This is a genomic window from Frigidibacter sp. MR17.24 (assembly GCF_037095655.1).
In the GTDB taxonomy this organism is placed as follows: Bacteria; Pseudomonadota; Alphaproteobacteria; order Rhodobacterales; family Rhodobacteraceae; genus Frigidibacter.
Genome location: NZ_JBAWKE010000009.1, coordinates 99,231 through 123,824 on the forward strand (window position 1 = coordinate 99,231; position 24,594 = coordinate 123,824).

Sequence of the window (24,594 nt, forward strand, 5' to 3'; positions counted from 1 at the left end):
CCCCCCGCACCCCCCTGCGCCACCGGCCTATGCCCGCGGCCGGTCCGGGTGGTCGAGGTAGAGGCGCACCGCGTCCTGGACATGGCGGAATCGGTCGCCGCCGAGGTGCTTGCCGCCGTACCAGCGGGTGACGATGACCACGTGGCCCGTCAGCCCCTCGCGCTCGAGCATGCGCAGGATCACCTGGCCCGCGCCGGCCTCGCCGTCGTCGTTCTTCACCGGGCCATCGGGCGTGATCAGCCCCCAGCTGTGATGCGTGGCCTTGGCGAAGCGCTTGGCGCGGCACAGCTCCGCCACCAGCGCGCGGGCCTCGGCTTCGGAGCCGCAGGGCGCGCCGGAGACCGCGTATTTCGAGCCGCGGTCCGAGATGATCCTGTCGAGCGTCAGCATGGCCCCGGATCTAGTCGGCGGCGGCCACCGGCGGCAAGGGGCGATCGCACAGCCGTACCAGCGCCTGGCCCGGCGTGGTGCGGTCGATGGCGTAGATGCTGGCGCGGGCGCTGAAATAGGCGCGCCAGCTCCGGCTGGGATGCTGCGAGATGCTGAAGCGGGCCTCGGCGTGCAGGCGCGCGTTCAGGTCGGTGATCGCGATACCCGGCCCGCCGTCCTTGCAGGCGGCCTTGACGATCGCGTGCACCCGTGCGTGGAGCGCCTGCGGTATGGGGTCAGGCCCGCCCTGGGTGGGCTGGGTGGCGGGCGGTCGGAGCGTCGTCACGGTCGGGGCGATCTGGTGGAACCGGGAGCAGGCCGCGCGGAATCGGGCAGGGGTCTTCGCTTCGCCGATGCCGTGGACGGTGCGGCCCCGGTCGCGCAGGCGCGTGGCCAGGTGCGAGAAGTCCCCGTCCGAGCTGGCGATGACGAGGATGTCGAACCGCTCGGCCAGGGCCAGGTCCATCGCATCGACGCCGAGCGCGAGGTCCGAGGCATTCTTGCCGCAGCCGGCATGGACGAAGTGGAAGCCGGGTTCGGCCAGCCAGCCCGCGGCGCGGGTGGCGTCGCCATAGGTGCGCAGCGTGTCGAGCCGGCCCAGCGGTGCGGCGATCGCCCGGACCTGTCCCGCGGCCCAGGGGCCGAGGTTGTCCCCATCCACGCAGACTGCCACGCGCATCCCCGACCTCCGTCACCGATCACGACAAAGCTGTGTCGGGCGATTGCGGCAAGGGTTTGGCGCGGTGGCAGAAAAACACCCGCGGCATCGCTGCCGCGGGTGTCGTGTCGTTTCAGCGGGCCGCTGTCACTCGGCCGTGAGCAGCCGCGGTTTCGAGCCCGAGAGGCGCGGGCTTCCCGGTTCGTCGACCTCGAGCACGATCTGGTCGTCCTTGAGGCGGACATGGACCACGCCACCCTTGGTCAGCTTGCCGAACAGCAGTTCCTCGGCGAGCGGCTTCTTGATGTGCTCCTGGATCACGCGGCCGAGCGGGCGCGCGCCCATCTTGTCGTCGTAGCCCTTGTCGCCCAGCCAGGCGGCGGCCTCGGGCGTCAGCTCGATATGCACGCCGCGGTCCATCAGCTGGGCCTCGAGCTGCAGCACGAACTTGTCGACCACCTGCAGGATGATCTCCTTGCCGAGCGGCGCGAAGCTGATCACCGCGTCCAGACGGTTGCGGAACTCGGGCGTGAAGGTCCGCTCGATCGCGGCGGTGTCCTCGCCCTCGCGCTTGTCGCGGCCGAAGCCGATCGCCGCCTTCTGCATGTCCGACGCGCCGGCGTTCGAGGTCATGATCAGGATCACGTTGCGGAAGTCGACCTGGCGACCGTTGTGGTCGGTCAGCTTCCCGTGGTCCATCACCTGCAGCAGGATGTTGTAGACATCCGGATGCGCCTTCTCGATCTCGTCAAGCAGCAGCACGCAATGCGGGTGCTGGTCGATGCCGTCGGTCAGCATGCCGCCCTGGTCGAAGCCGACATAGCCCGGAGGCGCGCCGATCAGGCGGCTGACCGCGTGCTTCTCCATGTATTCCGACATGTCGAAGCGCAGCAGCTCCACACCCAGCGAATCCGCCAGCTGCTTGGCCACCTCGGTCTTGCCGACACCGGTCGGGCCGGCGAACAGGTAGTTGCCGATCGGCTTTTCGGGCTCGCGCAGGCCGGCCCGCGCCAGCTTGATCGCCGAGCTGAGCGCCTCGATCGCCTTGTCCTGGCCGAAGACCACCCGCTTGAGCGTCTTTTCCAGGTCGCGCAGCACCTCGGCATCGTCCTTCGAGACGTTCTTGGGCGGAATGCGGGCGATCTTGGCGACGACGGCCTCGATCTCCTTGGCCGAGATCGTCTTGCGACGCTTGCTGTCGGACATCAGGTGCTGGGCGGCGCCGGCCTCGTCGATCACGTCGATCGCCTTGTCGGGCAGCTTGCGGTCGTTGATGTAGCGCGCCGACAGCTCGACCGCGGTCTTGATCGCATCCTGGGTGTAGCGGATGTCGTGGTGGCTTTCGAAATAGGGCTTCAGCCCCATCAGGATCTTGATCGAATCCTCGACCGAGGGTTCGTTCACGTCGATCTTCTGGAACCGGCGCGACAGGGCGCGGTCCTTCTCGAAGTGCTGGCGGAACTCCTTGTAGGTGGTCGAGCCCATGCAGCGCAGCTTGCCGCCGGCCAGCGCGGGCTTGAGCAGGTTCGAGGCGTCCATCGCCCCGCCCGAGGTGGCGCCGGCGCCGATCACGGTGTGGATCTCGTCGATGAACAGGATCGCGTCGGGGTGATCCTCAAGCTCTTTCACCACCGCCTTCAGCCGCTCTTCGAAATCGCCGCGATAGCGGGTGCCCGCCAGCAGCGCGCCCATGTCGAGCGAGAAGATCGTGGCGCCCGCCAGGATGTCGGGCGTCTCGCCGCGGGTGATCTTGAGCGCGAGGCCCTCGGCGATCGCGGTCTTGCCGACGCCCGGGTCACCCACCAGGAGCGGGTTGTTCTTGCGCCGGCGGCAGAGCACCTGGATGCAGCGCTCCACCTCGTGCTCCCGGCCGATCAGGGGATCGACCTCGCCCTTCTTGGACTTCTGGTTGAGATCGACGCAGTACTTCGCCAAGGCCGACTCCTTCGCTTCCCCGGTGGGCGCCGACTGCGAAGCCGCCTGTTCGGCCTCTTCCTCGGACGCGCCCGACACGGGGCGGCTTTCACCGAAGGAGGGGTTCTTGGCCACGCCATGGGCGATGAAGTTGACCGCGTCGTAGCGGGTCATGTCCTGCTCCTGCAGGAAATAGGCGGCGTTCGACTCGCGTTCCGCGAAGATCGCCACCAGAACATTGGCGCCCGTCACCTCGGTTCGGCCCGAGGACTGGACGTGGATCGCCGCGCGCTGGATCACGCGCTGGAAGGCGGCGGTCGGCACCGCCTCGGACCCTTCGACATCGGTGACGAGGGTCGACAGATCATCGTCGATGAAATCCGACAGGGTGCGGCGCAGCTCGTCGAGATCGACGTTGCAGGCACGCATCACCTTGGCCGCGTCGGGTTCATCGATCAGCGACAGAAGCAGGTGTTCCAGCGTCGCCAGTTCGTGCCGGCGGGTGTTCGCCAGCGCAAGGGCTGCATGGATGGCCTGCTCGAGAGTGTTCGAAAACGACGGCACGCGCGTGCTCCTTTCCTCATGGTCGAGGGGCGGACCGCTGGGGTCTACCTGAACGACCTTGGCCTCATACTTTTAAAGTTCGGTGGAAAGAGCCGGGCTTCAAGTGCTTTTTCGCGGATTTCGCGTGTGCCCACCGACCTGACGCAAAATGTGAACGCGGTCCCGGCCTTTCCGCGGCGCGGCATTCCCGGCCCGCCGCATTAAGCGTCAGAACCGGTCCTTGCGGCCCCGGATCTCGCCGAAAACCTCGGCGTCCGTGGCTTTTTCCATTCCCAGTGACGATTTTACTTGGAAGTTGCCCGCACGCAGGAACGGGTTCGTGGCCAGTTCCTCTTCCAGCGTCGACGGGACCGTGGGCCGACCTTCGGCGCGCGCCGCTTCCGTCGCAGCGAGGCGCGATATAAGCGCGGGATTCTCCGGTTCAATGGTCAGCGCGAACCGTCCATTGGACAGCGTGTATTCGTGGCCGGAACAGATCACCGTTTCCGGCGGCAGAACGGCGAGCCGCGAGAGCGAGTCCCACATCATCGGCGCCGTGCCCTCGAACAGCCGCCCGCAGCCCCAGGCCATCAGGCTGTCGCCGGTGAAGGCCCAGCCGGGGCCGGGCATGTGGAAGGCGATGTGCCCGACCGTGTGCCCCGAGACGTCGATCACCGCGACCTCCTGCCCGAACAGCTCGAACCGGCCGCCCGCCATCACCGCGCGGTCGAGCGTCGGCAGGCGGTGGCTGTCGGCGGCGGCGCCGGTCACCCGGGCGCCGGTCGCCGCGCGCAGCGCGTCGACGCCCTGGACATGGTCGGGGTGGTGGTGGGTGATCAGGATGTCGGTCAGGGTCCAGCCGCGCCCGGCCAGCGCGGCGAGGATCGGCGCGGTCTCGGGCACGTCGACGCAGGCGGTCCCGCCCGTGGCCGGATCGTGGACGAGGAAGGCGTAATTGTCCGAAAGGCAGGGGATGGTCAGAAGCTCGAGCATGGCGTTCCCTTCGGATGCGTCTATGGTGGGGGGCGACTGTGCCCAACCGGACCGGAAGGTTCAATGCATCTCGACGTCCTCGATCTGAGGAACTTCTATTACCGGACCCAGCTGGGCCGGGTCGCCCAGAAGGCGATCCGCGACCGGGTCACGCAACTGTGGCCCGAGGCCTCGGGCCAGACCGTCGCGGGCTACGGCTTCGCGGTGCCGCTGCTGCGTCCCTATCTCGGCGATGCGCGGCGGGTGATCGGGCTGATGCCCGCGCCGCAGGGGGTGATGCCCTGGCCGGCCGGGCTGCCCAACGTCTCGGTCCTGTGCGAGGAGATGACCTGGCCGATCGACACCGGCATGATCGACAAGCTGATCGTGATGCACGGGCTCGAGGGGTCGGACAACGTGCAGGCGCTGCTCGAGGAATGCCGCCGGGTGCTGGGGCCGGGGGGGCGGGCGATCTTCATCGTGCCCAACCGCGCGGGCCTGTGGTCGCGCTCGGACCGCACGCCCTTCGGCTCGGGCCGGCCCTATACCTCGGGCCAGCTCGACGGGGCGCTGCGCAAGGCGGGCTTCGCGACCGAACGCCATGCCGCCGCGCTCTACATCCCGCCGACCTCGCGCCGGTTCTGGCTGCGCACCGCGCCGATGTGGGAACGCCTGGGCACCCGGATCTCGACCGTCTTCGCCAGCGGCGTGGTGATGATCGAGGTCTCCAAGCAGGTGCAGGCGCCGACCCGGCCGGGCCTCGCGGCGGCGGTGAAGCGGCCGCTGAAGGCGCTCGAGGGCCTGCCGGCCCCCGCCGCCGACCCGGTCTGAGCGCCCGCCCGCCGACGGTCCCGCGCGGGGCGGCGGCGGCAGGGGCGACCGGAACGGGCAGGGGGTTGAATCACTGCCCGAAAACCGGGCGAAAAATCGCTCTCATGTACAGATTCCGCGCGCGCGAACGCCGTTAGCGCCCCAACTGTCGCAGGGTTTTTTCACACCTTCGGACGGGGCGGGGGCAAGGGACTGATTTCCCGCGCTTTTGCAGTAACTTTCTGTTGACCTTCGCGGTTGCGACATGCCCGAGGCTCTGCTACATCCTCGCCCGGAATTTCGGCCTAATGCGGATCGCTGCAGCCGTGCGAGGCCACGGAACGCCCTTCCCCTGCGCGTGCGCGGGGGTGTCGGGGTACCATGAAACGGAAGGGTGGACGTGTCCGAACCAGCTTCGATCTCCGCTAGCATCGCCGCGCGCTACGCGACGGCCGTCTTCGACCTTGCCAAGGAGGCAGGCGCGCTCGCCCAGCTCGAAGCCGACACCGCGTCGCTTTCGCAGGCGCTCGCCGACAGCGCCGACCTGCGCGACCTGATCACCTCGCCGGTCTACGGCCGCGAGGCGCAGGGCCGGGGCATCGGCGCGGTGGCGTCGCAGATGGGCCTCGGGCCCGTCGTGGCGAACACGCTGCAGCTGCTGGCCTCGAAGCGGCGGCTGTTCGTGCTGCCGGCGCTGCTGGCCAAGCTCGAGGACATGATCGCCGCCGAGAAGGGCGAGATCACCGCCGACGTCCGTGCCGCCCAGCCCCTGACCGACGAGCAGTCGGCCCGCCTGGCCGCCGCGCTGTCGAACACGGTCGGCAAGACCGTGAAACTGAACACCACCGTTGATGAAGCCCTCATCGGCGGTCTCGTCGTCAAGGTCGGCTCGAAGATGATCGACACCTCGGTCGCCTCGAAGCTCGCCAATCTTCAGAATGCCATGAAAGAGGTCGGATAATGGGAATCCAAGCTGCCGAGATCTCTGCGATCCTCAAGGAGCAGATCAAGAATTTCGGCCAGGAGGCCGAGGTGGCCGAAGTCGGCCGCGTGCTGTCGGTCGGCGACGGGATTGCCCGTGTCCACGGTCTGGACAATGTCCAGGCCGGTGAAATGGTCGAATTCCCCGGCGGCGTCCGGGGCATGGCGCTGAACCTCGAACTCGACAACGTCGGTGTCGTGATCTTCGGCTCGGACCGCGAGATCAAGGAAGGTGACACCGTCACCCGCACCAAGTCGATCGTGGACGTCCCCGCCGGCGAGGGCCTGCTGGGCCGCGTCGTCGACGCGCTGGGCAACCCGATCGACGGCAAGGGCCCGATCATGTTCTCCGAGCGTCGCATCGCCGACGTGAAGGCCCCCGGCATCATCCCGCGCAAGTCGGTGCACGAGCCGATGGCGACCGGCCTGAAGTCGGTCGACGCGATGATCCCCGTCGGCCGCGGCCAGCGCGAGCTGATCATCGGCGACCGCCAGACCGGCAAGACCGCGATCGCGCTCGACACGATCCTGAACCAGAAGTCGTACAACGAAGCCGCCGGCGATGACGAGAGCAAGAAGCTCTACTGCATCTACGTGGCCGTCGGCCAGAAGCGCTCGACCGTTGCCCAGCTGGTGAAGAAGCTCGAGGAAACCGGCGCGATCGCGTACACGACCATCGTGGCCGCCACCGCCTCGGACCCGGCGCCGATGCAGTTCCTCGCGCCCTATGCCGCGACCGCGATGGCGGAATTCTTCCGCGACAACGGCCGCCACGCGCTGATCATCTACGATGACCTCTCCAAGCAGGCCGTCGCCTACCGCCAGATGTCGCTGCTGCTGCGCCGTCCGCCGGGGCGCGAAGCCTATCCGGGCGACGTCTTCTACCTGCACTCGCGCCTGCTCGAGCGTTCGGCGAAGCTGAACGAGGACTTCGGCGCCGGCTCGCTGACCGCTCTGCCGATCATCGAGACCCAGGGCGGCGACGTGTCGGCCTACATCCCGACCAACGTGATCTCGATCACCGATGGCCAGATCTTCCTGGAATCGGAACTGTTCTACCAGGGCATCCGCCCGGCGGTGAACACCGGCCTGTCGGTGTCGCGCGTCGGCTCGTCCGCGCAGACCAACGCGATGAAGTCGGTCGCCGGCCCGATCAAGCTGGAACTGGCCCAGTACCGCGAGATGGCGGCCTTCGCCCAGTTCGGCTCGGACCTCGATGCCGCCACGCAGAAGCTGCTGAACCGCGGCGCCCGCCTGACCGAGCTGATGAAGCAGCCGCAATACGCGCCGCTGACCACCGCCGAGCAGGTCGTCGTGATCTTCGCCGGCACCCAGGGCTACCTGGACAAGGTCGCGGTCAAGGACGTGGGCAAGTACGAGGCGGGGCTGCTGTCCTACCTGCGGACGCAGAAGCGCGACCTGCTGGACTGGATCACCACGACCGACCCGAAGATCAAGGGCGAGGCCGAGGACCGGATCAAGGCGGTGCTGGACGACTTCGCCAAGACCTTCGCCTGAGCGATAAGGACAGGGAATGCCCAGCCTTAAGGACCTCAAGAACCGGATCGCGAGCGTCAAGTCGACGCGCAAGATCACGAAGGCGATGCAGATGGTCGCCGCGGCGAAACTGCGCCGCGCGCAGGATGCCGCAGAGGCTGCGCGTCCCTATGCAGACCGCATGAACGCGGTGGTGGCGTCCCTCGCCACCGCCGTCGCGGGCTCGGAAGGCGCGCCGCGCCTTCTGGCCGGCACCGGCGCCGACAAGACCCACCTGCTGGTCATCATGACCTCGGAGCGGGGCCTGTGCGGCGGCTTCAACTCGACGATCGTGCGCCTGGCCCGCCAGCGCATCCAGAAGCTGAAGTCCGAAGGCAAAACGGTGAAGATCCTCACCGTCGGCAAGAAGGGCCGCGAGCAGCTGCGCCGCGACTACGGCGACCTGTTCGTGGGTCACGTGGACCTCAGCACGGTCAAGAAGATGGGCTACGACGTGGCCTCGGGCATCTCGAAGGACGTGCTGGCGCGCTTCGCCGCCGGCGAGTTCGACGTGGCCACGATCTTCTACAACCGCTTCGCCTCGGTGATCAGCCAGATCCCGACCGCGCAGCAGGTGATCCCGGCCGTGGTCGAGACCAAGGAAGCCGACGCCTCGGCGGCGCTTTACGACTACGAACCCGACGAGGAGGCGATCCTGGCGGATCTGCTGCCGCGGTCGGTGGCGACGCAGATCTTCGCGGCGCTGCTTGAGAACGCGGCCTCGGAACAGGGCGCACGGATGAGCGCGATGGACAACGCCACCCGCAACGCGGGCGACATGATCAACAAGCTGACCATCGAGTACAACCGGTCGCGTCAGGCTGCGATCACCAAAGAACTCATCGAAATCATTTCGGGCGCCGAGGCGCTCTGACACCGAACCGGAGATTTCCACATGGCCAATCCCACTGGCAAAGTCACGCAGGTGATCGGCGCGGTCGTCGACGTCCAGTTCGAAGACCACCTGCCCGCCATCCTCAACGCGCTCGAGACCACCAACAACGGCAAGCGCCTTGTGCTGGAAGTCGCGCAGCACCTCGGTGAATCGACCGTCCGCGCCATCGCCATGGACGCGACCGAAGGCCTCGTGCGCGGCGCCGCCGTCTCCGACCTCGGCGCCCCGATCTCGGTGCCGGTCGGCGACGCGACGCTGGGCCGCATCCTGAACGTCATCGGCGAGCCGGTGGACGAAAAGGGCCCGGTCTCGGCCGTCGAGACCCGCGCGATCCACCAGCCCGCGCCGCTGTTCGACGACCAGTCGACCGAATCCGAGATCCTCGTGACCGGCATCAAGGTCATCGACCTGCTGGCCCCCTACGCCAAGGGCGGCAAGATCGGCCTGTTCGGCGGCGCCGGCGTGGGCAAGACGGTTCTGATCATGGAACTGATCAACAACATCGCCAAGGTGCACTCGGGCTTCTCGGTCTTCGCCGGCGTCGGCGAGCGGACCCGCGAGGGCAACGACCTCTACCACGAGATGATCGAGTCGGGCGTCATCAACCCCGAGAAGCTCGACGAATCGAAGGTGGCGCTGGTCTACGGCCAGATGAACGAACCCCCGGGGGCCCGTGCCCGCGTGGCGCTGACCGGCCTGACCATCGCGGAACAGTTCCGCGACACCTCGGGCACCGACGTTCTGTTCTTCGTCGACAACATCTTCCGCTTCACCCAGGCCGGCTCGGAAGTGTCGGCGCTGCTGGGCCGCATCCCGTCTGCCGTGGGCTACCAGCCGACGCTGGCGACCGACATGGGCGCGCTGCAGGAGCGGATCACCTCGACCAAGAAGGGCTCGATCACCTCGGTGCAGGCGATCTACGTTCCGGCCGACGACCTCACCGACCCGGCGCCGGCGACCTCGTTCGCCCACCTCGACGCGACCACCACCCTGTCACGCGCGATCTCGGAACTGGGCATCTACCCGGCCGTGGACCCGCTCGACTCGACCTCGCGCCTGATGGACCCGCAGATCGTGGGTGAAGAGCACTATGCGGTGGCCCGCTCGGTGCAGGGGATCCTCCAGCGCTACAAGTCGCTGCAGGACATCATCGCGATCCTCGGCATGGACGAACTGTCGGAAGAGGACAAGCTGACGGTGGCCCGCGCCCGCAAGATCCAGCGCTTCCTGTCGCAGCCGTTCGACGTGGCGAAGGTCTTCACCGGCGCCGACGGCAAGCAGGTGCCGCTGGAAGACACGATCAAGTCGTTCAAGGCGGTTGTCGCCGGCGAATACGACCACCTGCCGGAAGCCGCCTTCTACATGGTCGGCGGCATCGACGAGGTGATCGCCAAGGCCGAGCGCCTCGCGGCGGCGGCGTAAGGGGGCTTAGATGGCCGATACGATGCAGTTCGACCTCGTGTCGCCGGAACGGAAGCTTGCTTCCGTGAAGGCGCGCGAGGTGCGCATCCCGGGGGCGGAGGGCGACCTCACCGCCATGCCGGGCCATGCGCCGACGCTCACCACCCTGCGGCCCGGCATCCTGACCGTCGTCTCGGCCGAGGGCACGACCGACTATGCCGTGACCGGCGGCTTCGCCGAGATCGGCCCCGAGGGCGTCACCGTCCTGGCCGAGCGTTCGCTGCCCCGCGGCGAGGTGAGCCAGGACGTGTTCAACGAGATGCTCACCGAGGCGAAGGTCGCGCACAAGGAAGCGCATCACTCGCGCGAGGAGATCGGCGAGGAGGCGGTGACCGCCGCCGCCAAGCTGCTGGCCGACATGGTCGCCATGGGCACCCATATCGGGCTCGACCCGAACCAGGCCTCGATCCCGGACTGATCCCGGGCCCGACGATCTGAACGCTTGCAAGCCCCGGCCATCCGGGGCTTGCTGCATTTCAGCGACAAGGTGAGGCTATGAGACGATTTGAGCGCCACGCCATGGGCGTCGACCGCGGATCGGTCGTGCTGTTCTCGGACTTCCAGCACGGCGGCGAGATGTGGACCGGGACCGGCGCGCGCGAGATGCGCCGGATCGTGGCCTTCTCCGAACCCTTCGCCGAGCCGCCGGTGGTGCAGGTGTCGCTGTCGATGTGGGACACCGACAGCCGGGCGAACCAGCGCGCCGACATCTCGGCCGACGCGGTGACGGCCGAGGGATTCGCGCTGGTGTTCCGCACCTGGGGCGACAGCCGCGTCGCGCGCGTGCGCGCCGACTGGCTGGCGATCGGGACGCTGGCGCATGACGACGACTGGCAGGTCGACTGATCCGGCCACGGATTAAAAGACTTTTAGCGGCTTCCGGCTATCGCTTCTGGCGGGTGGCATGGTGGCCGGTGATGAAACTAGAGATCCTGATTTCCGTCCTGTCGCTGGTGGTCACGCCGCTGGCGCATCTTTCGGGCACCGCCCCCGCGCAGGCGGGGCTGGTGCTGATGGTCGTGCCGCCCTGGGCGGATCCGGCCGCGGTTGCCGATGCCGGCCGGGCGCGGCTGATCGGGCCGACGCGTGCGCCTTTCGGCACGCTGGTCTCGGTCGACGAGACCGCGCAGTTCGCGCGCCTGCAGCAGGCCGGGGCCTGGTTCCTCGTCGATGCCGATGCCGCACGCTGGATCTGCGGCGCATGACCCTGCACGATCTTTTCAACGACGAAAGCGACCTGCCCTTCGCCGGGCGGCTGACCGCGATGAAGGTGCTCGCGGTCGGCACCGCGGTGTTCGCGACCGCGACCACGGTCGCCGCCTGGCATGCCGGCGGCGCCTTCTGGGTCGCCACGATCTCGGCCTGGGGCTTCGCGGCCCTGGCGCTCGCAGCGCTCGGGGCAGGGGACAGCCGGCAGGGCCGCTCGATGCTCGCGCAGGGCATGATCGGGCAGTGCTTCTCGTTCACCGCGGCCTTCGCCGGCAACGGCTGGATCATCGACACCCACATGGCCTTCTTCACCGTCTGCGCGCTGGTGACAATTCTCGTCGACGTGCGCGCGCTGCTGGTGGTGGTGGTCTCGACCGTGCTGCACCAGGTGGTGCTGGGGCTGGCCTATCCGGTGCTGGTCTTTCCCAGCACCGAGGCGGTCGAGAACATCGAGCGGATCGCGCTGCACGCCGGGCTGTTCTCGGTCGAGGCGGTCGCGCTGATGGTGGTGGTGCGCCAGCGCCAGCGCCTGCTGGCCGAGAACCTCGCCAAGCTCGACGGGTTGCGGCGGGTCTCGGACGAGGCCGGGCGCGCCCGCGACGAGGCCGAGGCCCGCACGCGCGAGGCCGAGACGCTGCGCGCCGCCTCCGAGGCCGAGGCGGCCCGCGCCCAGGCCGCGACCCAGCGCGCCGAGGCCCAGGCCGAGGAGGTCCGGGCGGCGGATGCCGCCGCGCTCGCGGCCGAGCGGACGCTGGCGGCCGAGCGGGCGGCGACGGCCCAGCGGCAGGAGGCCTTCGTGGCCGAGCTGACGCGGGCCTGCGCCGGACTTGCGCGCGGCGATCTGTCGGTGCGGCTGGCCGCGCAGCACGAGCCCGCCTATGCCGCGCTGGCGCAGGATTTCAACGCCTCGCTCGCGACGTTGTCGGGGTCGGTGGTGACGGCGCTCGAATGCGCCTCGGACATCCGCGGCCAGATCGACGAGATCGCGACGACGGCCGGGCAGCTGGTCACCGGATCGGGGCGGCAGGCGGGCGCGATCGGCGAGACGGTCAGCGCGATCAGCGCGCTCACCGGGTCGGTGCGGCAGGCGGCGCAGGTCAGCCGCGACACCGCCGGCTCTGCCGACCGCGCGCGGCAGGCCGCGAGCAAGAGCGCCACGGTCGCCGCCGAATCGCTGCAGGCGATGAGCGCGATCGAGACCAGTTCGAACCAGATCGGCCGGATCCTGTCGGTGATCGACGACATCGCGTTCCAGACCAACCTTCTGGCGCTGAACGCGGGCGTCGAGGCGGCGCGGGCCGGCGAGGCGGGGCGCGGCTTCGCCGTCGTCGCCTCCGAGGTTCGCGACCTCGCCCAGCGCTCCTCCTCGGCCGCCAAGGAGATCGGCACGCTGATCGAGGCGTCGGGACAGCAGGTGAAGACCGGGGTCGAGCTGGTGAACCGCACCGTGACCGAGCTTGAGCGGATCATCAGCGCCGTCGCGCAGATCTCGACCCAGATCAACGGCCTGGCCGAGGAGGCGACCGCGCAGGAGCGTTCGGTCGGCGAGATCAACACCACGGTCGAGCAGCTGGATCGCATGACCCGGCAGAACGAGATGATGCTGCACCAGACCGCGGGGGCGAACGAGGCGCTGAAGGAAATGGCGCAGCGGCTGTGGTCGGCGATGATCGCCTTCCGCACCGAGGCCGAGCGCAGCGCCACCGCCCCCCCGCAGCGCCGCGCCGGCTGACGGGGACCGGGCACCGCGCGCCCCTGCGGCGGCAGGGCGGCCCCGGCAATCGGCCTGCCGCCCGGGCTTGGTTCCGTGCGGGCCGCGTTCCGGGCGGGTCGGGCCGGGATCCGGGCGGGAATGCCCCGGCGCGTCCCGCCACGCCTTCCCCCGGGGCCGCCGGCGCGGCGGTGGACGGCCGCCCCGGCCCGTGGCTCGGTCCCGGGTCCTGATCCCGGCCCGAGCGGCCGCCCCGAACTCGGTGGCGCAAACCCCGGCCCGGTAAGCAGGCCCGTCACCCGGTCACGCTTGCGACAGGACCGGCGCCCGCATGCGCCGGTCCGGCAACCCGTTCCAGACCGCGGCGATGATTGGACCGCTTGCCAGGCGCGGCGCCCTACGGCGATCGACCGTCCCGCCGCAGACCGACCACGCCCGCGCGTCCCGGGTGCCAGGGCATTGACCTAACCCGCCGTGGCGCCTCTGCGGTGTGGGCAGTCCGGGCGGTCTGGACAGCCGGTGCTGTGGGGACGCTCGGGGTCGTGCCGGCGCGGGGCGCTTCGGGGACGGCGGCGTCAGGGGCGGGGGCGCAGCGGCGGCAGGACCTCGGGGGGCAGGGGGCAGCGATAGGGCTCCTGGGCGATCCGGCCGGCATGCTCGGCCTTGGCGGCGGCCAGAAGCCCCGCATCGGCAAAGAGATCGCGCCCGACGCAGGCCATGATCTTCGCGGCCTGCACCATGCCCTTGTGCGCCGCCGGGCTCTTGCCCTGCGCGGTCAGCTGCCAGCTGTGGAACGGCGTCCCGATCGCGCAGGTCGCGACCCAGGCCTGCACCGTCGGCACCGCCCAGCTGACGTCACCGACATCGGTCGAGCCCGACGAGATCCGCGGGGCCGTCCCCAGCGGCACCACGAAATCGGCAAGCGGCAGCGCGCGGTCGATCGGCCGCCCGGCGCGGCGGAACGTGTCGGCGACATGCTCGGGCGTCAGCGTGTCGCGGATCGCCTCGGCGAAGGCGCCGTCCTCGGCATCGAAGTCCGGCGCGCCCAGCCGCTGGATGTGCCCGTCCATCAGCCGGTCGAGCACGGTGTTCTCCAGCAGGTCCGACACGGCCGAGACCATCTTCGCCTCGACCGTGGTGTCGGTCATCAGCGCCGCGCCCTCGGCGATCCTGCGCACCCGCGCGACCAGCGGGCCAAGCTCGGCCAGCCGCGCCGTGCGCACCAGCTGGCGCACCGTGGCCTTGGCCTGCACCACGTTCGGCGCCTCGCCGCCGGCGTCGAGATAGGCGTAGTGCACGCGGGCATCGTCGGGCATGTGCTCGCGCAGGTAGTTCACGCCGACATTCATCAGCTCGACCGCGTCGAGGCCCGAACGGCCCAGCTCGGGCGAAGCGGCGGCATGGGCGGCCTGCCCGGTGAAGGTGAAGTCGATCCGCGTGTTGGCAAGCGAGACCGCCTCGAACACGCCGGTATAGTCGGCCGGGTGCCACGAGATCGCGGCATCGACATCGTCGAAGGCGCCGGCGCGGACCATGAAGGTCTTGGCGGCGCCGCCCTCCTCGGCCGGGCAGCCGTAGTAGCGCACGCGGCCCGGGGTGCCGGTCTCGGCCAGCCACAGCGCGATCGCATGGGCGGCCTGCATCGCGGCCGAGCCCAGCAGGTTGTGCCCGCAGCCATGGCCCGCGCCCCCGGTGGGCTGCGGCGCCGCCACGCCCGGCGCCTGCCCCAGCGCGGGCAGGGCGTCATATTCGCCGAGCACCGCGATCACCGGGCCCTTGGCGCCCCATTCGCCCATCATCGCGGTCGGGATGCCGGCGATGCCCTCGGTGATCCGCGCCCCCGCCGCCGCGAGCTGGTCGCGATGCGCCGCGGCCGAGGCATATTCGCCATAGGCCGTCTCGGGCGTGTCGAACACGCGGTTCGCAAGCGCCACATAGGCCTCGCGGCTATCGTCGCACAGCTGCCAGATGCGGTCGGTGTTGAGCGGGGCGGTCTGGGTCATCGGGGCGTCTCCGGCGGGATCGTTTGCACACCACCATCTGCCGATCCGCCGCCGGATGCCAGCCCCGGTCCGCGCCGGGCGATCCCAAGGGGGGCAAACGAAGACGCGCGCGGCCGGCCAGCCGCGCGCGTCCAAAAGCGCCCCCGGTTGCGGGGCCGGTCAGGCCTTGGAGTAGAAGCCCTCGTAGATCGGCACCAGCGTCTCGGTCTCGAACAGGCTCGACACCGAGGTGCCGTTCCAGGTGTTCAGGATCGCCTGGGCGAACATCGGTGCGGTCGGCACGATGCGGATGTTGGGGCAGGCGCGGACCGCGGGCGTCGGCTCGATCGAGTCGGTGATCACCAGGCTTTTCAGCACCGACTTGGTCACGCGCTCGACCGCCGGGCCCGAGAGCACGCCATGGGTGGTGTAGGCATGCACTTCCTTGGCACCGTGCTGGATCAGCAGCTCGGCCGCCTTGCACAGCGTGCCGGCGGTGTCGCACATGTCGTCGACGATGATGCAGACCTGGTCGCTCACGTCGCCGATGACCGTCATCTCGGCGACTTCGCCGGCCTTCTCGCGGCGCTTGTCGACGATGGCGAGGGGCGCGTTGATCCGCTTGGCCAGCTCGCGCGCGCGGGCGACGCCGCCGACGTCGGGCGAGACCACCATCAGCTCGTCCATCCGGCCCTTGAAGTGATGCTCGATGTCCAGGGCGAAGATCGGCGAGGCATAGAGGTTGTCGACCGGGATGTCGAAGAAGCCCTGGATCTGGGCGGCGTGCAGGTCGAGCGTCAGCACCCGGTCGATGCCGGCGGTGGTCAGCAGGTTCGCGGCCAGCTTGGCCGAGATCGGCGTGCGGGCCTTGGCGCGGCGGTCCTGGCGGGCATAGCCGAAATAGGGGATCACGGCGGTGATGCGCGCCGCCGACGAGCGTTTCAGCGCGTCGGTGATGATCAGCAGTTCCATCAGGTTGTCATTGGCCGGGTTCGAGGTCGGCTGGATGACGAACATGTCCTCGCCGCGGACGTTCTCGAAGACCTCGACGAAGATCTCCTGGTCGTTGAAGCGCTCGACCCGGGCGTCGACGAGGCCGACGTTCATCCCCCGGTGCATCGACATCCGCCGCGCGATGGCCTGGGCGAGGGTCTTGTTGGCATTGCCGGAGATGAGCTTCGGTTCGGTCATGACGGGCATCTGGGGATCCTGTGTTCCGCAACGTGACGGATTCGCGCGATTGCGCCCCCCTTAGCACCGGCCTAGCCTTGCCGCAAATCCAAGCGCCGCAGCGGGGCGCCGCGGGCGGGACTTTCTGGCATGGGCGATCACGGCGACACCACCCCGGCACCGGCGGCGGCGGGCGTGCTGCATCTGGGGGCGGGGCCGGGGCTGGTGCTGGCGGTGCACTGCTCGCTGGCGCGGGCACGGGCCTTCGCCGGTCTGGCCGAGGCGCTGTCGGGCCGGGCGCGGGTGGTGGCGCATGACCTGCCGGGCCACGGCCGCGGCCCCGACTACGCGGGCGCCCATCACCCCGGCGGCGACTACCTGTCGCAGGCCCTCGCCCCGGTGCTTGCGGAAATCGATGCCGCCCCGGCGCCGCCGCTGCTGCTGGGCCATTCCTTCGGCGGCGTCGTGGCGCTCGCGGCGGCGCTGGCGCGGCCCGGGCGGCTCGCGGGGCTGGCGCTGGTCGAGCCGGTGCTGTTCGCGGCGCTGCGCGGCCACCCGCTCTGGGACCGTCACATGGCCGACGCGGCGGGGTTCCGCGCCGATCTGGCCGCGGGCCGGGTCGAGGCGGCGACGCGCGGCTTTCTCGATCTGTGGGGCGGGGGGCAGGCTTGGGCGGATCTGCCGGCGCGGCAGCGCGCCTATTTCTGCGCGCGGATGCCGCTGATGGCGGCGATCGAATGGGTCAACGACACCGATCCCGCCGCGATCCTGCCGCGGCTGGGCACGCTGTCGCTGCCGGTGCTGCTGCTGCGCGGGGCGCTGTCGCCCCCGACCGGGGCCGAGGTGGTGCGCATCCTCGCCCGCGCCATCCCCGGCGCGCGCGAGCAGGTGGTGGCGGGCGCGGGCCACATGCTGCCCGTGACCCATCCCGCCGCACTGGCGGCGGCGCTGGCCGCGGCCTTCCCGGGCCTCGGCCGGTCAGGTCCCTAGTTAGGTCCCGGACCGCGCGTTTCAGCCGCGGACAAGGCCGAGGAAGCGGTCGATGTCCTCGGCCGTGGTCGACCACGAACAGACCATCCGCGCCGCCAGCGGCTCGGCGTCGGGGCCGTCGAGCGGCTGGTCGCCGGGCCACAGGTAATAGGCCGCGCCCGCGTCCTGCGCCCGGCGGTGCGCGGCGCGGGGGAAAGCGGCGAAGACCGCGTTCGCCTCGGTCGGGTGCACGAGCTTGGTGCCCGGCACCTGCAGGATCCCGGTCGACAGCCGGCCCGCCGCGGCATTGGCGCGGCGCGCGAGGTCCAGCCACAGGCCGTCGGTCAGATAGGCGTCCATCTGCGCCGACAGGTAGCGGTGCTTCGAGAACAGGTGCCCGCCGCGCTTGCGCCGGAATTCGAACTCCTGGGCGCGCTTGGGGTCGAAGATCACCACCGCCTCGACGCCGGCGCAGCCGTTCTTGGTGCCGCCGAAGGACAGCACGTCGACGCCCGCGCGCCAGGTCATGTCGGCCGCGCTCGCCCCGGTCGCGACCAGCGCGTTGGTGAAGCGCGCGCCGTCCATGTGCACCGGCAGGCCGAATTCCCTGGCGACCGCGGTCAGCTTGCGGATCTCGCCCGGGAAATAGACGGTGCCGTGCTCGGTCGCATTGGTGATGCTGACCGCGCCGCGCTGGATGTTGTGGATGCCGCCGCGGCCGGTGAACTGGATCTGGCGGCGCAGCGCGTCGGGGGTCATCTTCGCGTGCTCGCCCTCGACCAGCACCATCTTGCCGCCGCCGATGAAGAATTCGGGCGCGCCGCATTCGTCTTCCTCGACATGGGCGTTGCGGTGGCAGAACACCCCCTGCCAGGGCTGGCACAGGATCGCGAGCGACAGCGAATTGGCCGCCGTGCCGGTGGCCACGAGGTAGACCGCCGCCTCGGGCGCCTCGAAGATCTCGCGGATCCGGGCACGGACCCGGTCCATGATCGCGTCGCGGCCATAGGGCATGGCATAGCCCTCGTTGGCGGCGGCGAGGGCGGCCATCACCTGCGGCGCGGCGGGCGAGGAGTTGTCGGAGGCGAAGAACATTCAGAGGTCCTCGATGATGTGGTCTTCCCAGTCCTCTTCGGCGACCTCGACCTCGGACACGGTCCAGCCGCGCACGGACTGGCCGGCGGCATGGACCGCCTCCGGGTCGCCCGACACCAGATAATGCCATTCGGGCAAGGACTTGCCGAAATGGCGCAGGCGGTAGGCGCAGGTCGAGGGCATCCAGTAGGCAATGTCCTTGAGCGACTCGGGCGAGAGCCGGACGCATTCGGGGACATACTGGTGGCGGGTGTCGTAGCGCGAGCAGCGGCAGCTTTCGCCGTCGAGCAGGCGGCAGGCGATGCGGGTGAAGGCCAGTTCGCCGTTGTCCTCGAACTCGATCTTGTTGAGGCAGCACTTGCCGCAGCCGTCGCAGAGCGCCTCCCATTCCGGCGGCGTCAGCCGGTCGAGCGGCAGCTCCCAGAATCGGGGGCGGAGCGAGGGGGAAGGGGCCTTCGGCATGGCGCGCACCATACGCGGTTCGGGGGCGGCGAAAAGGGGGTGATGCGGAGGGGCCCGGCGTGCACATGGCGTGCACCCCCTGTGCACCCCCAACGCGCGGTCGGGTCAGGTGCCGTTCATTCCCGGCCTGGGCCACGGGACCGGCCATGGGGCCGGTCAGGCCCGCGGCGCGATCGGCCGCCAGCCGTGCCGCGGTCGCCGGTCGGGCAGGTCGATGCGCCAGAAATGTCCCTGGAACGGCTGGTCGTGGCTGCGCGCGATCGGCAGGCCCGCGAGGTGGCACCACAGCAGCGTGCCGACGGCGCCATGGGCGACGATGGCGATGTCGCCCGTGGCGGGGGCCGCATCCAGCAGCCGCGCGGTCGCCGCGACCACGCGTGCCTGTGCCGCGACCGCGGTCTCCCAGCCGCGGACCGCGGTCTCGGGGGCGGCGAAGAAGCGGTCGGCGGTGGCCTCGAACTCGGTCGGGGGCAGGAAGCCCGTGGCCGAGCGGTCGTTCTCGCCGAATTCAGCGTCGACCGAGACCGGCAGGCCGCGCGCGGCCGCGAGCAGGCCCGCGGCCTCGATCGCCTTGGTCTCGGCCGAGGCGCGGATCGTGGCGATCGCCGCCGCCGAAGGGCTGGCGGCGAAGGCGCGCATCCGGGCGATGCCGGTCGGGGAAAGCTGCCAGCGGCGGATGTCGCGGGCAGGGTCGACGATCACCTCGGGGTGGGTGATGAAGATCAGGCCGCGCAGCGGGCGGGCCCGGTCGCGCGGCGGCGCCGGCGGCGCAACGCCGCGATCGGCGCGATGGCGACGATCATCAGCAGGCCCGTGGCCGGCAGCGGCACCGGTGCCGGCGTCGGGGGGGGCACCACCGCGGCGGCCGTGACGTAGATCGGCTGCACGGTCAGGAACAGGCTGCCGCTGGCGTCGGTCTGCAGCAGCGTGCTGGTCAGGATCGTCTGCACCTGCGACAGCGTCAGGGCCGTGCGCGCCATCGTCGTCACGGACGGCAGCGTCGGATACATCAGGTTGTTCGCGTCGGCGGTGGTCGCGAGGTGGCCCAGCCCGAGATTGTGCCCGATCTCGTGCGCGATGGCGATCGGCAGGGTGAGCGCGTTGTAGCCCGCGCCAAGCAGCCGGTCGGCGGCGACGGCCACGCCGGGCGCGCCGAGCCAGCCCAGGCCCAGCACGTTGCTGAGCTCGCCCGACACGGTGACGAAGCTGTCCACGAGGTAGAGTTTGATGGTCTTCAGCGCCGCGCTGGCGGTCGCGGGCAGGCGGCCGCCCGAATTGCCGGGGAGGTCGCGGAACTCGCCGCCATAGGCGTCGTAGGTCAGGTTGACGAAGTCGGGCGCGACCAGCGTCTGCGCGGTGTTGAAGCGCACGTCGATCGTGCTGGTCCCGAACGAGGCCTGCGAGAACACCGTGTCGATCGTGTCTTCGATGAAGTCGAAATCGAGCGTGGCGGCGCCGGCGACGCTGGAGGCGAAGGTGGCGCAGACGAGAGAAGCCGCCGCGGCGAAACGCCGGATGCGGGGCAACAGCGCGGTGGGCATGGGCAGGCCTCCTGATTCGTGATCCGGAGCCTTGGCCCCCTCGTTTCCGCCGCCACGGTGCCCGGCGTTCGCGGGACGCTCAAGGCCTTTCGCGCGCGCAGCGCGGTCGCGCGGGCGGGGCGGACGGGATTGTTCGGGCGCGTGGCGACGTCGACACATGCCCTGACGTATCGCCCCCGACTGCCGCCGGCCGCCGGCCGGGAACGAGGCGGTCGCGGAGCGCGGTTCAGCTCGCCGACAGGATCTCTCGCGCGCGGGCGCAGTCGGCCTCCATCTGCGCCATCAGCGCGGGCAGGCCGTCGAATTTCAGCTCGGGGCGCAGGTAGTCGATGAAGGCGACCGACAGCCGCTTGCCGTAGAGGTCGCCCGAAAAGTCGAACAGGAAGGTCTCGAGGTTGGGGGTGTTCTCGCCGAACATCGGCCGCACCCCCAGCGAGGCCGCGCCGCCATAGCTGCCCGCCTGCGGACCGTCGAGCACGTCGGCCTTGACCGCGTAGACCCCGAGCCGCGGCAGGTGCAGCCCCCCGACGGCCATGTTCGCGGTGGGATAGCCCAGTTCGCGCCCGCGCTTCTCGCCGTGGATCACCGGGCCCTCGATCCGGTGCCAGTGCCCCAGCAGCTCCTTGGCCTCGCGCGGGTGGCCCTCTGACAGCAGGCGGCGGATCGCGGTCGACGAGACCCGGGTGGCGTTCGCCGCAAGCAGCGGCAGCACCGTCACGCCGAAGCCGAACCGGCGCCCGAGATCGGCCAGCACGGCGGCATTGCCCGACCGGCCGCGGCCGAATTCGAAATCGGCGCCAACGGTGACATGGCTGATGCCGAGACCGCGGGCCAGCACCTCGCGGGCGAAGTCCTCGGCCGACATTGCTGCGAGTGCAGCATCGAATTTCAGCTCGTAGAGCTGCGCGACCCCCAGCTTGCCGAGCCGGCTGGCGCGGGCATCGGCATCCATCAGCCGGAAGGCGGGCTGGGCCGCGTCGCCGCGGTGGCGGGCGAAGAATTCGCGCGGGTGGGGTTCGAAGGTGACGACGCCGAGCGGGGCCCCGGGGGCTGCGTCCCGCGCGGCGCGGATCACCGCCTGGTGGCCGAGATGGACCCCGTCGAAATTGCCCATCGCCACCGAAGCGCCGCGCGCCCCTGCCGCGATGGCCTGCCAGTCACCGTGCCGTTGCATCGTCCCCCGTCGCGGGGGCTGCCCGCCGGATCAGTCGAACTTTCGGCTTGGCGCCAGTACCGTCGCCTCGCCCTTCAGGACCACCGTATCACCCACGCTGCACAGGGTTTCAAGGGTCACCCGGCGCCGGGCATGGTCGATCGCGGTCACCCGCACCTCGGCGTGGACCCGGTCGCCGGGGCGCACGGGGGCCATGAACTTCAGCGTCTGGCCGAGGTAGACGGTGCCGTGGCCGGGCAGCTGCTCGCCGATCACGGCCGAGATCAGCCCGGCGGTCAGCATGCCGTGCGCGATGCGGCCGTGGAACATCGTCTCGCGGGCATAGGCCTCGTCGAGATGCACCGGATTGCGGTCGGTCGAGACCTCGGCGAACATCTCTATGTCGGTGTCGGTCACGGTCTTGTCGAGATGGCGCGTCATCCCGATCTCGAGATCCTCGATGCAGATCGTGCCGCGCGGCAGGTTGTCGAGCATCATTCCCGCTCCTCGTCCCGAGATCAGTGGTGTCCGGCCGGGGAGTGCCCGGCCGCGCCCGCCCCGTGCCGTGATGCCGGGCTTCGTTGCAGTGCAGCATAGCGCGACCGGGGGTTGCGTCAATATGGCACCGAAAGAATGTGGCGGCAATCGCACGTTGGTCGTAATTATATTGCGGAATGATTGCGGGCTGGCCACTTGCATTGAAATCATTGCGATGTCATCTAATGGCGCATGACACAACAGGAACGACTCGAGATCGGGCTGGTGATGGCGCAGCTGGCGCGGCGCTGGCGGCGGGTGCTGGACCAGCGGCTGGCGCCCCTGGGCCATGGCGAGGCCGGCTGGCCGGTGCTGGTGCACTTGGCGCGGCTGGGCGGCGGGCTGACGCAGGCCGAGCTTGCGGCGCGGATCGGGGTCGATGCCTCGGGGCTGGTGCGGGTGCTGGACGCGCTGGCGGCGCGCGGGCTGGTCGAGCGGCGGGTCGATCCCGCGGATCGCCGGGCGCGGCGGCTTGACCTGACGGCGGCGGGGCAGGCGGCGGTGGCCGAGCTGCGCCCGGTGCTGGTCGCGGCGGAAGAGGAGATGCTTGCCGGCCTGCCCGATGCCGAAGCGGCGCGGTTCCTGCGGCTGCTGCAGGGCGTGGCGGGGCGGATCGAGGGCATGGAGGGGCAGCCGGCCCCGGAGACGGCCCGGCCGGCGGAGCCGGCGGCGGGCGGGGCCACGGGCGGCGGCACGGCCGCGGCGGCGATGCGGGAGCGGGTGAGATGACGGGGCTGGGGTTCGATCGCGATGCGCTGGCCTATGCGGCGCGGGTGGCCGCGGGCGCGGCGCTGGCGCTGATCGCCGGGCAGGCGCTGGGGCTTGAGCATCCGCAGTGGGCGGCGATGACGGTCTGGGCCGCGTCGCAGCCGATGCGCGGCCACGCGATCGAGAAGGCGGGCTATCGCATGGCGGGCACGCTGGTCGGCGCGGCCTATGGCATGGCGCTGATGGCGGTGTCGGGGGGCGCGCTGCCCTGGCTGGTGGTCGGGATCTCGGTCTGGCTGGGGCTGGCGGCCGCGGCGGGCAACCTGCTGCGCGGCTTCGCGAGCTATGGCGCGATGCTGGCGGGCTATACCGCGGCGATGGTGGCGCTGCTCGACGCGGCGCATCCCGACCGGATCTGGGCGCTGGGGGCCGACCGGGTCGCGACGGTGGGGCTGGGGGTCGCGGTGGCGCTGGCCGGCGGGCTGGTCTTCGCCCGCGCGGGCGGCATCGCGCCCTCGGTCGCGGCGTTCCGGGCGGTGGCGCAGCGGGTGCTGGCGCATGTCGCCGCGAGCGGCGCGCCGCGAAGCGCCGCCGCCCGCGCCGCCGACGAGGCCGCGCTGGTGGCCGAGCTTGCGCGGGTCGAGGCGGGCCTCGACCTGGCCGCCGCCGGGTCGATGGGCGCGCGCCGCGGCGTGCGCCACGTGCGCGCGGGACTGGTCGCGGCGCTGGACCTGATGGTCTGGGCGCGGGGCCGGGCGGTGGCGGGGCCGGATCTTGCCGGCGCGCTGGCCGAGGCCGGGACCGACCCGGTCGCGCTGCGCCGGGCCGGCGCGCTGGCGCCGCCGGCGCTGGCCGATGCGCTGGGGCGGCTGGCGGCGGCGCTGGCGGGCGAGGCGCCGCGGGGCCGCGACGCGAGCGGCGCGCTGCCGGTCACGGCGCTGCACCGCGACTGGGCCGGGGCGCGGGCGGCGCTGCTGCGCGGCGCGGGGACGCTGCTGGCGGTGGGGGCGTTCTGGCTGGTCAGCGGCTGGCCGATGGGCGGCTACATGATGCTGGGCGCAGCGATCATGACCTCGATCTTCTCGACCTTCGAGAACCCGCTGAAGGTGCTGCCGAAGGTGGCGATGGGGCAGGCGCTGGGGGCGCTGGGGGCGCTGGCCTGCCGCTGGCTGGTCTGGCCGCTGGCCGGGGGCGAGTGGGGGCAGGTGCTGCTGATCCTGCCCTTCATCGCGCTGGGGGCGCTGATCGCGTCGCACCGGCGCAGCGCGGTGATGGGGTTCGACTACAACATGGTCGTGCTGCTGCTGCTGCAGCCGGTGTTCCCGGCGACGATGGGGGGCTGGACCTCGCTCGAGGCGGGCGGCGCGGTCGTCGCGGCGCCGCTGATCGCGCTGGTGGCGTTCCGGCTGGTGTTCCCGCGCAGCGCCGCGGTGCGCGTGGCCGAGCTGCGCCGCGCCGCGCTTGTCGAGCTGCAGGCGCAGGCGGCCGGGCGGGCCCGCGGCACCGGGCGTCACGGCGCGCGGCGCAGCCGGGTGGCGCACCGGGCGCTGGTGACGATGTTCTGGGCCGAGCGTTCGGCCCGGGCGACGGCGGGCGCCGCCGACGAGGCGCTGGGGCTGGTCGCGCTGGGCGCGGCGATCGCGCAGCTGGGCGAGATCGCCCGCGGCCCCGAGCCGGGGCCGGCGCGGCGCGCGCGGGTGGTGCTGGCGCGGCTGGCGCGGCTGGCGACCGAGCCGGGGCGCGCGCGCGCGACGCTGGTGCGCGCGGCGCGGGCCGGGATGCCGGGGATCGACCGCGCCGTGCTGGACACCGCCGCGCGGGGCCTGGGCGCCTGACGGCCGCCCCCCGCATCGGCCCC

General features: G+C 70.9%; 24 protein-coding genes. 12 read left to right on the top strand and 12 right to left on the bottom strand.

Features of this window, described 5'->3' with window-relative positions; translation table 11 throughout:
* Positions 1-27: 27 nt before the first annotated feature.
* The 4 genes from V8J39_RS20250 to gloB all read right to left on the bottom strand — a co-directional run bounded on the left by V8J39_RS20250 (position 28) and on the right by gloB (position 4,537).
* Positions 28-390, bottom strand: a complete 363-nt coding sequence (locus V8J39_RS20250; protein WP_336462784.1) for a YigZ family protein — start codon at positions 388-390, stop codon at positions 28-30.
* A gap of 10 nt (positions 391-400) precedes the next feature.
* The gene (locus tag V8J39_RS20255) at positions 401-1,108 is read right to left on the bottom strand and encodes an NYN domain-containing protein (RefSeq protein ID WP_336462785.1); all 708 of its coding nucleotides are present in this window, start codon (positions 1,106-1,108) and stop codon (positions 401-403) included.
* Positions 1,109-1,234: 126 nt separating this feature from the next.
* Entirely contained in the window at positions 1,235-3,565 is a 2,331-nt protein-coding gene (clpA, locus tag V8J39_RS20260) for an ATP-dependent Clp protease ATP-binding subunit ClpA (RefSeq protein WP_336462786.1), read from the bottom strand.
* 207 nt (positions 3,566-3,772) lie between these two features.
* Positions 3,773-4,537: a hydroxyacylglutathione hydrolase gene (gene gloB, locus V8J39_RS20265; RefSeq protein WP_336462787.1), complete on the bottom strand. Its 765-nt coding sequence runs from the start codon at positions 4,535-4,537 to the stop codon at positions 3,773-3,775.
* A 63-nt stretch (positions 4,538-4,600) separates the two neighbouring features.
* Between gloB and V8J39_RS20270 the strand changes: the two genes are divergently transcribed.
* From V8J39_RS20270 to V8J39_RS20310, 9 genes are all read left to right on the top strand, one after another.
* On the top strand, positions 4,601-5,347 hold the full coding sequence (locus tag V8J39_RS20270; RefSeq protein WP_336462788.1) for a class I SAM-dependent methyltransferase: 747 nt from the start codon (positions 4,601-4,603) through the stop codon (positions 5,345-5,347).
* 379 nt (positions 5,348-5,726) lie between these two features.
* Positions 5,727-6,287, top strand: a complete 561-nt coding sequence (locus V8J39_RS20275) for a F0F1 ATP synthase subunit delta (protein ID WP_336462789.1) — start codon at positions 5,727-5,729, stop codon at positions 6,285-6,287.
* Entirely contained in the window at positions 6,287-7,825 is a 1,539-nt protein-coding gene (atpA, locus tag V8J39_RS20280; protein ID WP_336462790.1) for a F0F1 ATP synthase subunit alpha, read from the top strand. The genes V8J39_RS20275 and atpA overlap by 1 nt, the downstream gene beginning before the upstream one ends.
* 16 nt (positions 7,826-7,841) lie before the next feature.
* Positions 7,842-8,717: a F0F1 ATP synthase subunit gamma gene (locus V8J39_RS20285; protein ID WP_336462791.1), complete on the top strand. Its 876-nt coding sequence runs from the start codon at positions 7,842-7,844 to the stop codon at positions 8,715-8,717.
* Positions 8,718-8,738: 21 nt separating this feature from the next.
* Positions 8,739-10,160: a F0F1 ATP synthase subunit beta gene (gene atpD / locus V8J39_RS20290; RefSeq protein WP_336462792.1), complete on the top strand. Its 1,422-nt coding sequence runs from the start codon at positions 8,739-8,741 to the stop codon at positions 10,158-10,160.
* Positions 10,161-10,170: 10 nt separating this feature from the next.
* The gene (locus V8J39_RS20295; protein WP_336462793.1) at positions 10,171-10,617 is read left to right on the top strand and encodes a F0F1 ATP synthase subunit epsilon; all 447 of its coding nucleotides are present in this window, start codon (positions 10,171-10,173) and stop codon (positions 10,615-10,617) included.
* Between the two features lie 77 nt (positions 10,618-10,694).
* Positions 10,695-11,045 (top strand): H-type lectin domain-containing protein, encoded by a 351-nt coding sequence (locus V8J39_RS20300; RefSeq protein WP_336462794.1) that lies wholly within the window; start codon positions 10,695-10,697, stop codon positions 11,043-11,045.
* A gap of 71 nt (positions 11,046-11,116) precedes the next feature.
* Positions 11,117-11,404: a hypothetical protein gene (locus V8J39_RS20305; RefSeq protein ID WP_336462795.1), complete on the top strand. Its 288-nt coding sequence runs from the start codon at positions 11,117-11,119 to the stop codon at positions 11,402-11,404.
* Positions 11,401-13,140 carry a methyl-accepting chemotaxis protein gene (locus V8J39_RS20310; protein ID WP_336462796.1) on the top strand — a complete coding sequence of 580 codons (1,740 nt, stop codon included), beginning with the start codon at positions 11,401-11,403 and terminating at the stop codon, positions 13,138-13,140. The genes V8J39_RS20305 and V8J39_RS20310 overlap by 4 nt, the downstream gene beginning before the upstream one ends.
* 554 nt (positions 13,141-13,694) lie before the next feature.
* Here the strand turns inward: V8J39_RS20310 and V8J39_RS20315 are convergent.
* Complete coding sequence (locus V8J39_RS20315; RefSeq protein ID WP_336462797.1) at positions 13,695-15,122, bottom strand: amidohydrolase; 1,428 nt, start codon at positions 15,120-15,122, stop codon at positions 13,695-13,697.
* Positions 15,123-15,281: 159 nt separating this feature from the next.
* Positions 15,282-16,301: a ribose-phosphate pyrophosphokinase gene (locus V8J39_RS20320; RefSeq protein WP_336462798.1), complete on the bottom strand. Its 1,020-nt coding sequence runs from the start codon at positions 16,299-16,301 to the stop codon at positions 15,282-15,284.
* A 120-nt stretch (positions 16,302-16,421) separates the two neighbouring features.
* Between V8J39_RS20320 and V8J39_RS20325 the strand changes: the two genes are divergently transcribed.
* Positions 16,422-17,261 (top strand): alpha/beta fold hydrolase, encoded by an 840-nt coding sequence (locus tag V8J39_RS20325; protein WP_336462799.1) that lies wholly within the window; start codon positions 16,422-16,424, stop codon positions 17,259-17,261.
* 21 nt (positions 17,262-17,282) lie between these two features.
* Here the strand turns inward: V8J39_RS20325 and V8J39_RS20330 are convergent, their stop codons facing one another.
* The 6 genes from V8J39_RS20330 to V8J39_RS20355 form a co-directional block, all read right to left on the bottom strand.
* On the bottom strand, positions 17,283-18,335 hold the full coding sequence (locus V8J39_RS20330) for a threonine aldolase family protein (protein WP_336462800.1): 1,053 nt from the start codon (positions 18,333-18,335) through the stop codon (positions 17,283-17,285).
* A complete protein-coding gene (locus tag V8J39_RS20335; protein WP_336462801.1) occupies positions 18,336-18,797 on the bottom strand; it encodes a YcgN family cysteine cluster protein in 462 nt (153 codons plus the stop codon).
* Between the two features lie 156 nt (positions 18,798-18,953).
* Complete coding sequence (locus V8J39_RS20340) at positions 18,954-19,499, bottom strand: histidine phosphatase family protein (protein ID WP_336462802.1); 546 nt, start codon at positions 19,497-19,499, stop codon at positions 18,954-18,956.
* A 20-nt stretch (positions 19,500-19,519) separates the two neighbouring features.
* Positions 19,520-20,338, bottom strand: coding sequence for a hypothetical protein (locus tag V8J39_RS20345; protein ID WP_336462803.1), 819 nt, complete (start codon positions 20,336-20,338; stop codon positions 19,520-19,522).
* A 226-nt stretch (positions 20,339-20,564) separates the two neighbouring features.
* The gene (locus tag V8J39_RS20350; RefSeq protein ID WP_336462804.1) at positions 20,565-21,512 is read right to left on the bottom strand and encodes a bifunctional riboflavin kinase/FAD synthetase; all 948 of its coding nucleotides are present in this window, start codon (positions 21,510-21,512) and stop codon (positions 20,565-20,567) included.
* A gap of 30 nt (positions 21,513-21,542) precedes the next feature.
* A complete protein-coding gene (locus V8J39_RS20355; RefSeq protein ID WP_336462815.1) occupies positions 21,543-21,986 on the bottom strand; it encodes a MaoC family dehydratase in 444 nt (147 codons plus the stop codon).
* Between the two features lie 234 nt (positions 21,987-22,220).
* On the opposite strand from V8J39_RS20355, the gene V8J39_RS20360 reads away from it, so the two are divergent.
* Together V8J39_RS20360 and V8J39_RS20365 are read left to right on the top strand one after the other, a co-directional pair.
* Positions 22,221-22,757, top strand: coding sequence for a MarR family winged helix-turn-helix transcriptional regulator (locus V8J39_RS20360; protein ID WP_336462805.1), 537 nt, complete (start codon positions 22,221-22,223; stop codon positions 22,755-22,757).
* Complete coding sequence (locus V8J39_RS20365; protein WP_336462806.1) at positions 22,754-24,571, top strand: FUSC family protein; 1,818 nt, start codon at positions 22,754-22,756, stop codon at positions 24,569-24,571. The genes V8J39_RS20360 and V8J39_RS20365 overlap by 4 nt, the downstream gene beginning before the upstream one ends.
* The last annotated feature ends 23 nt before the right edge of the window (positions 24,572-24,594 follow it).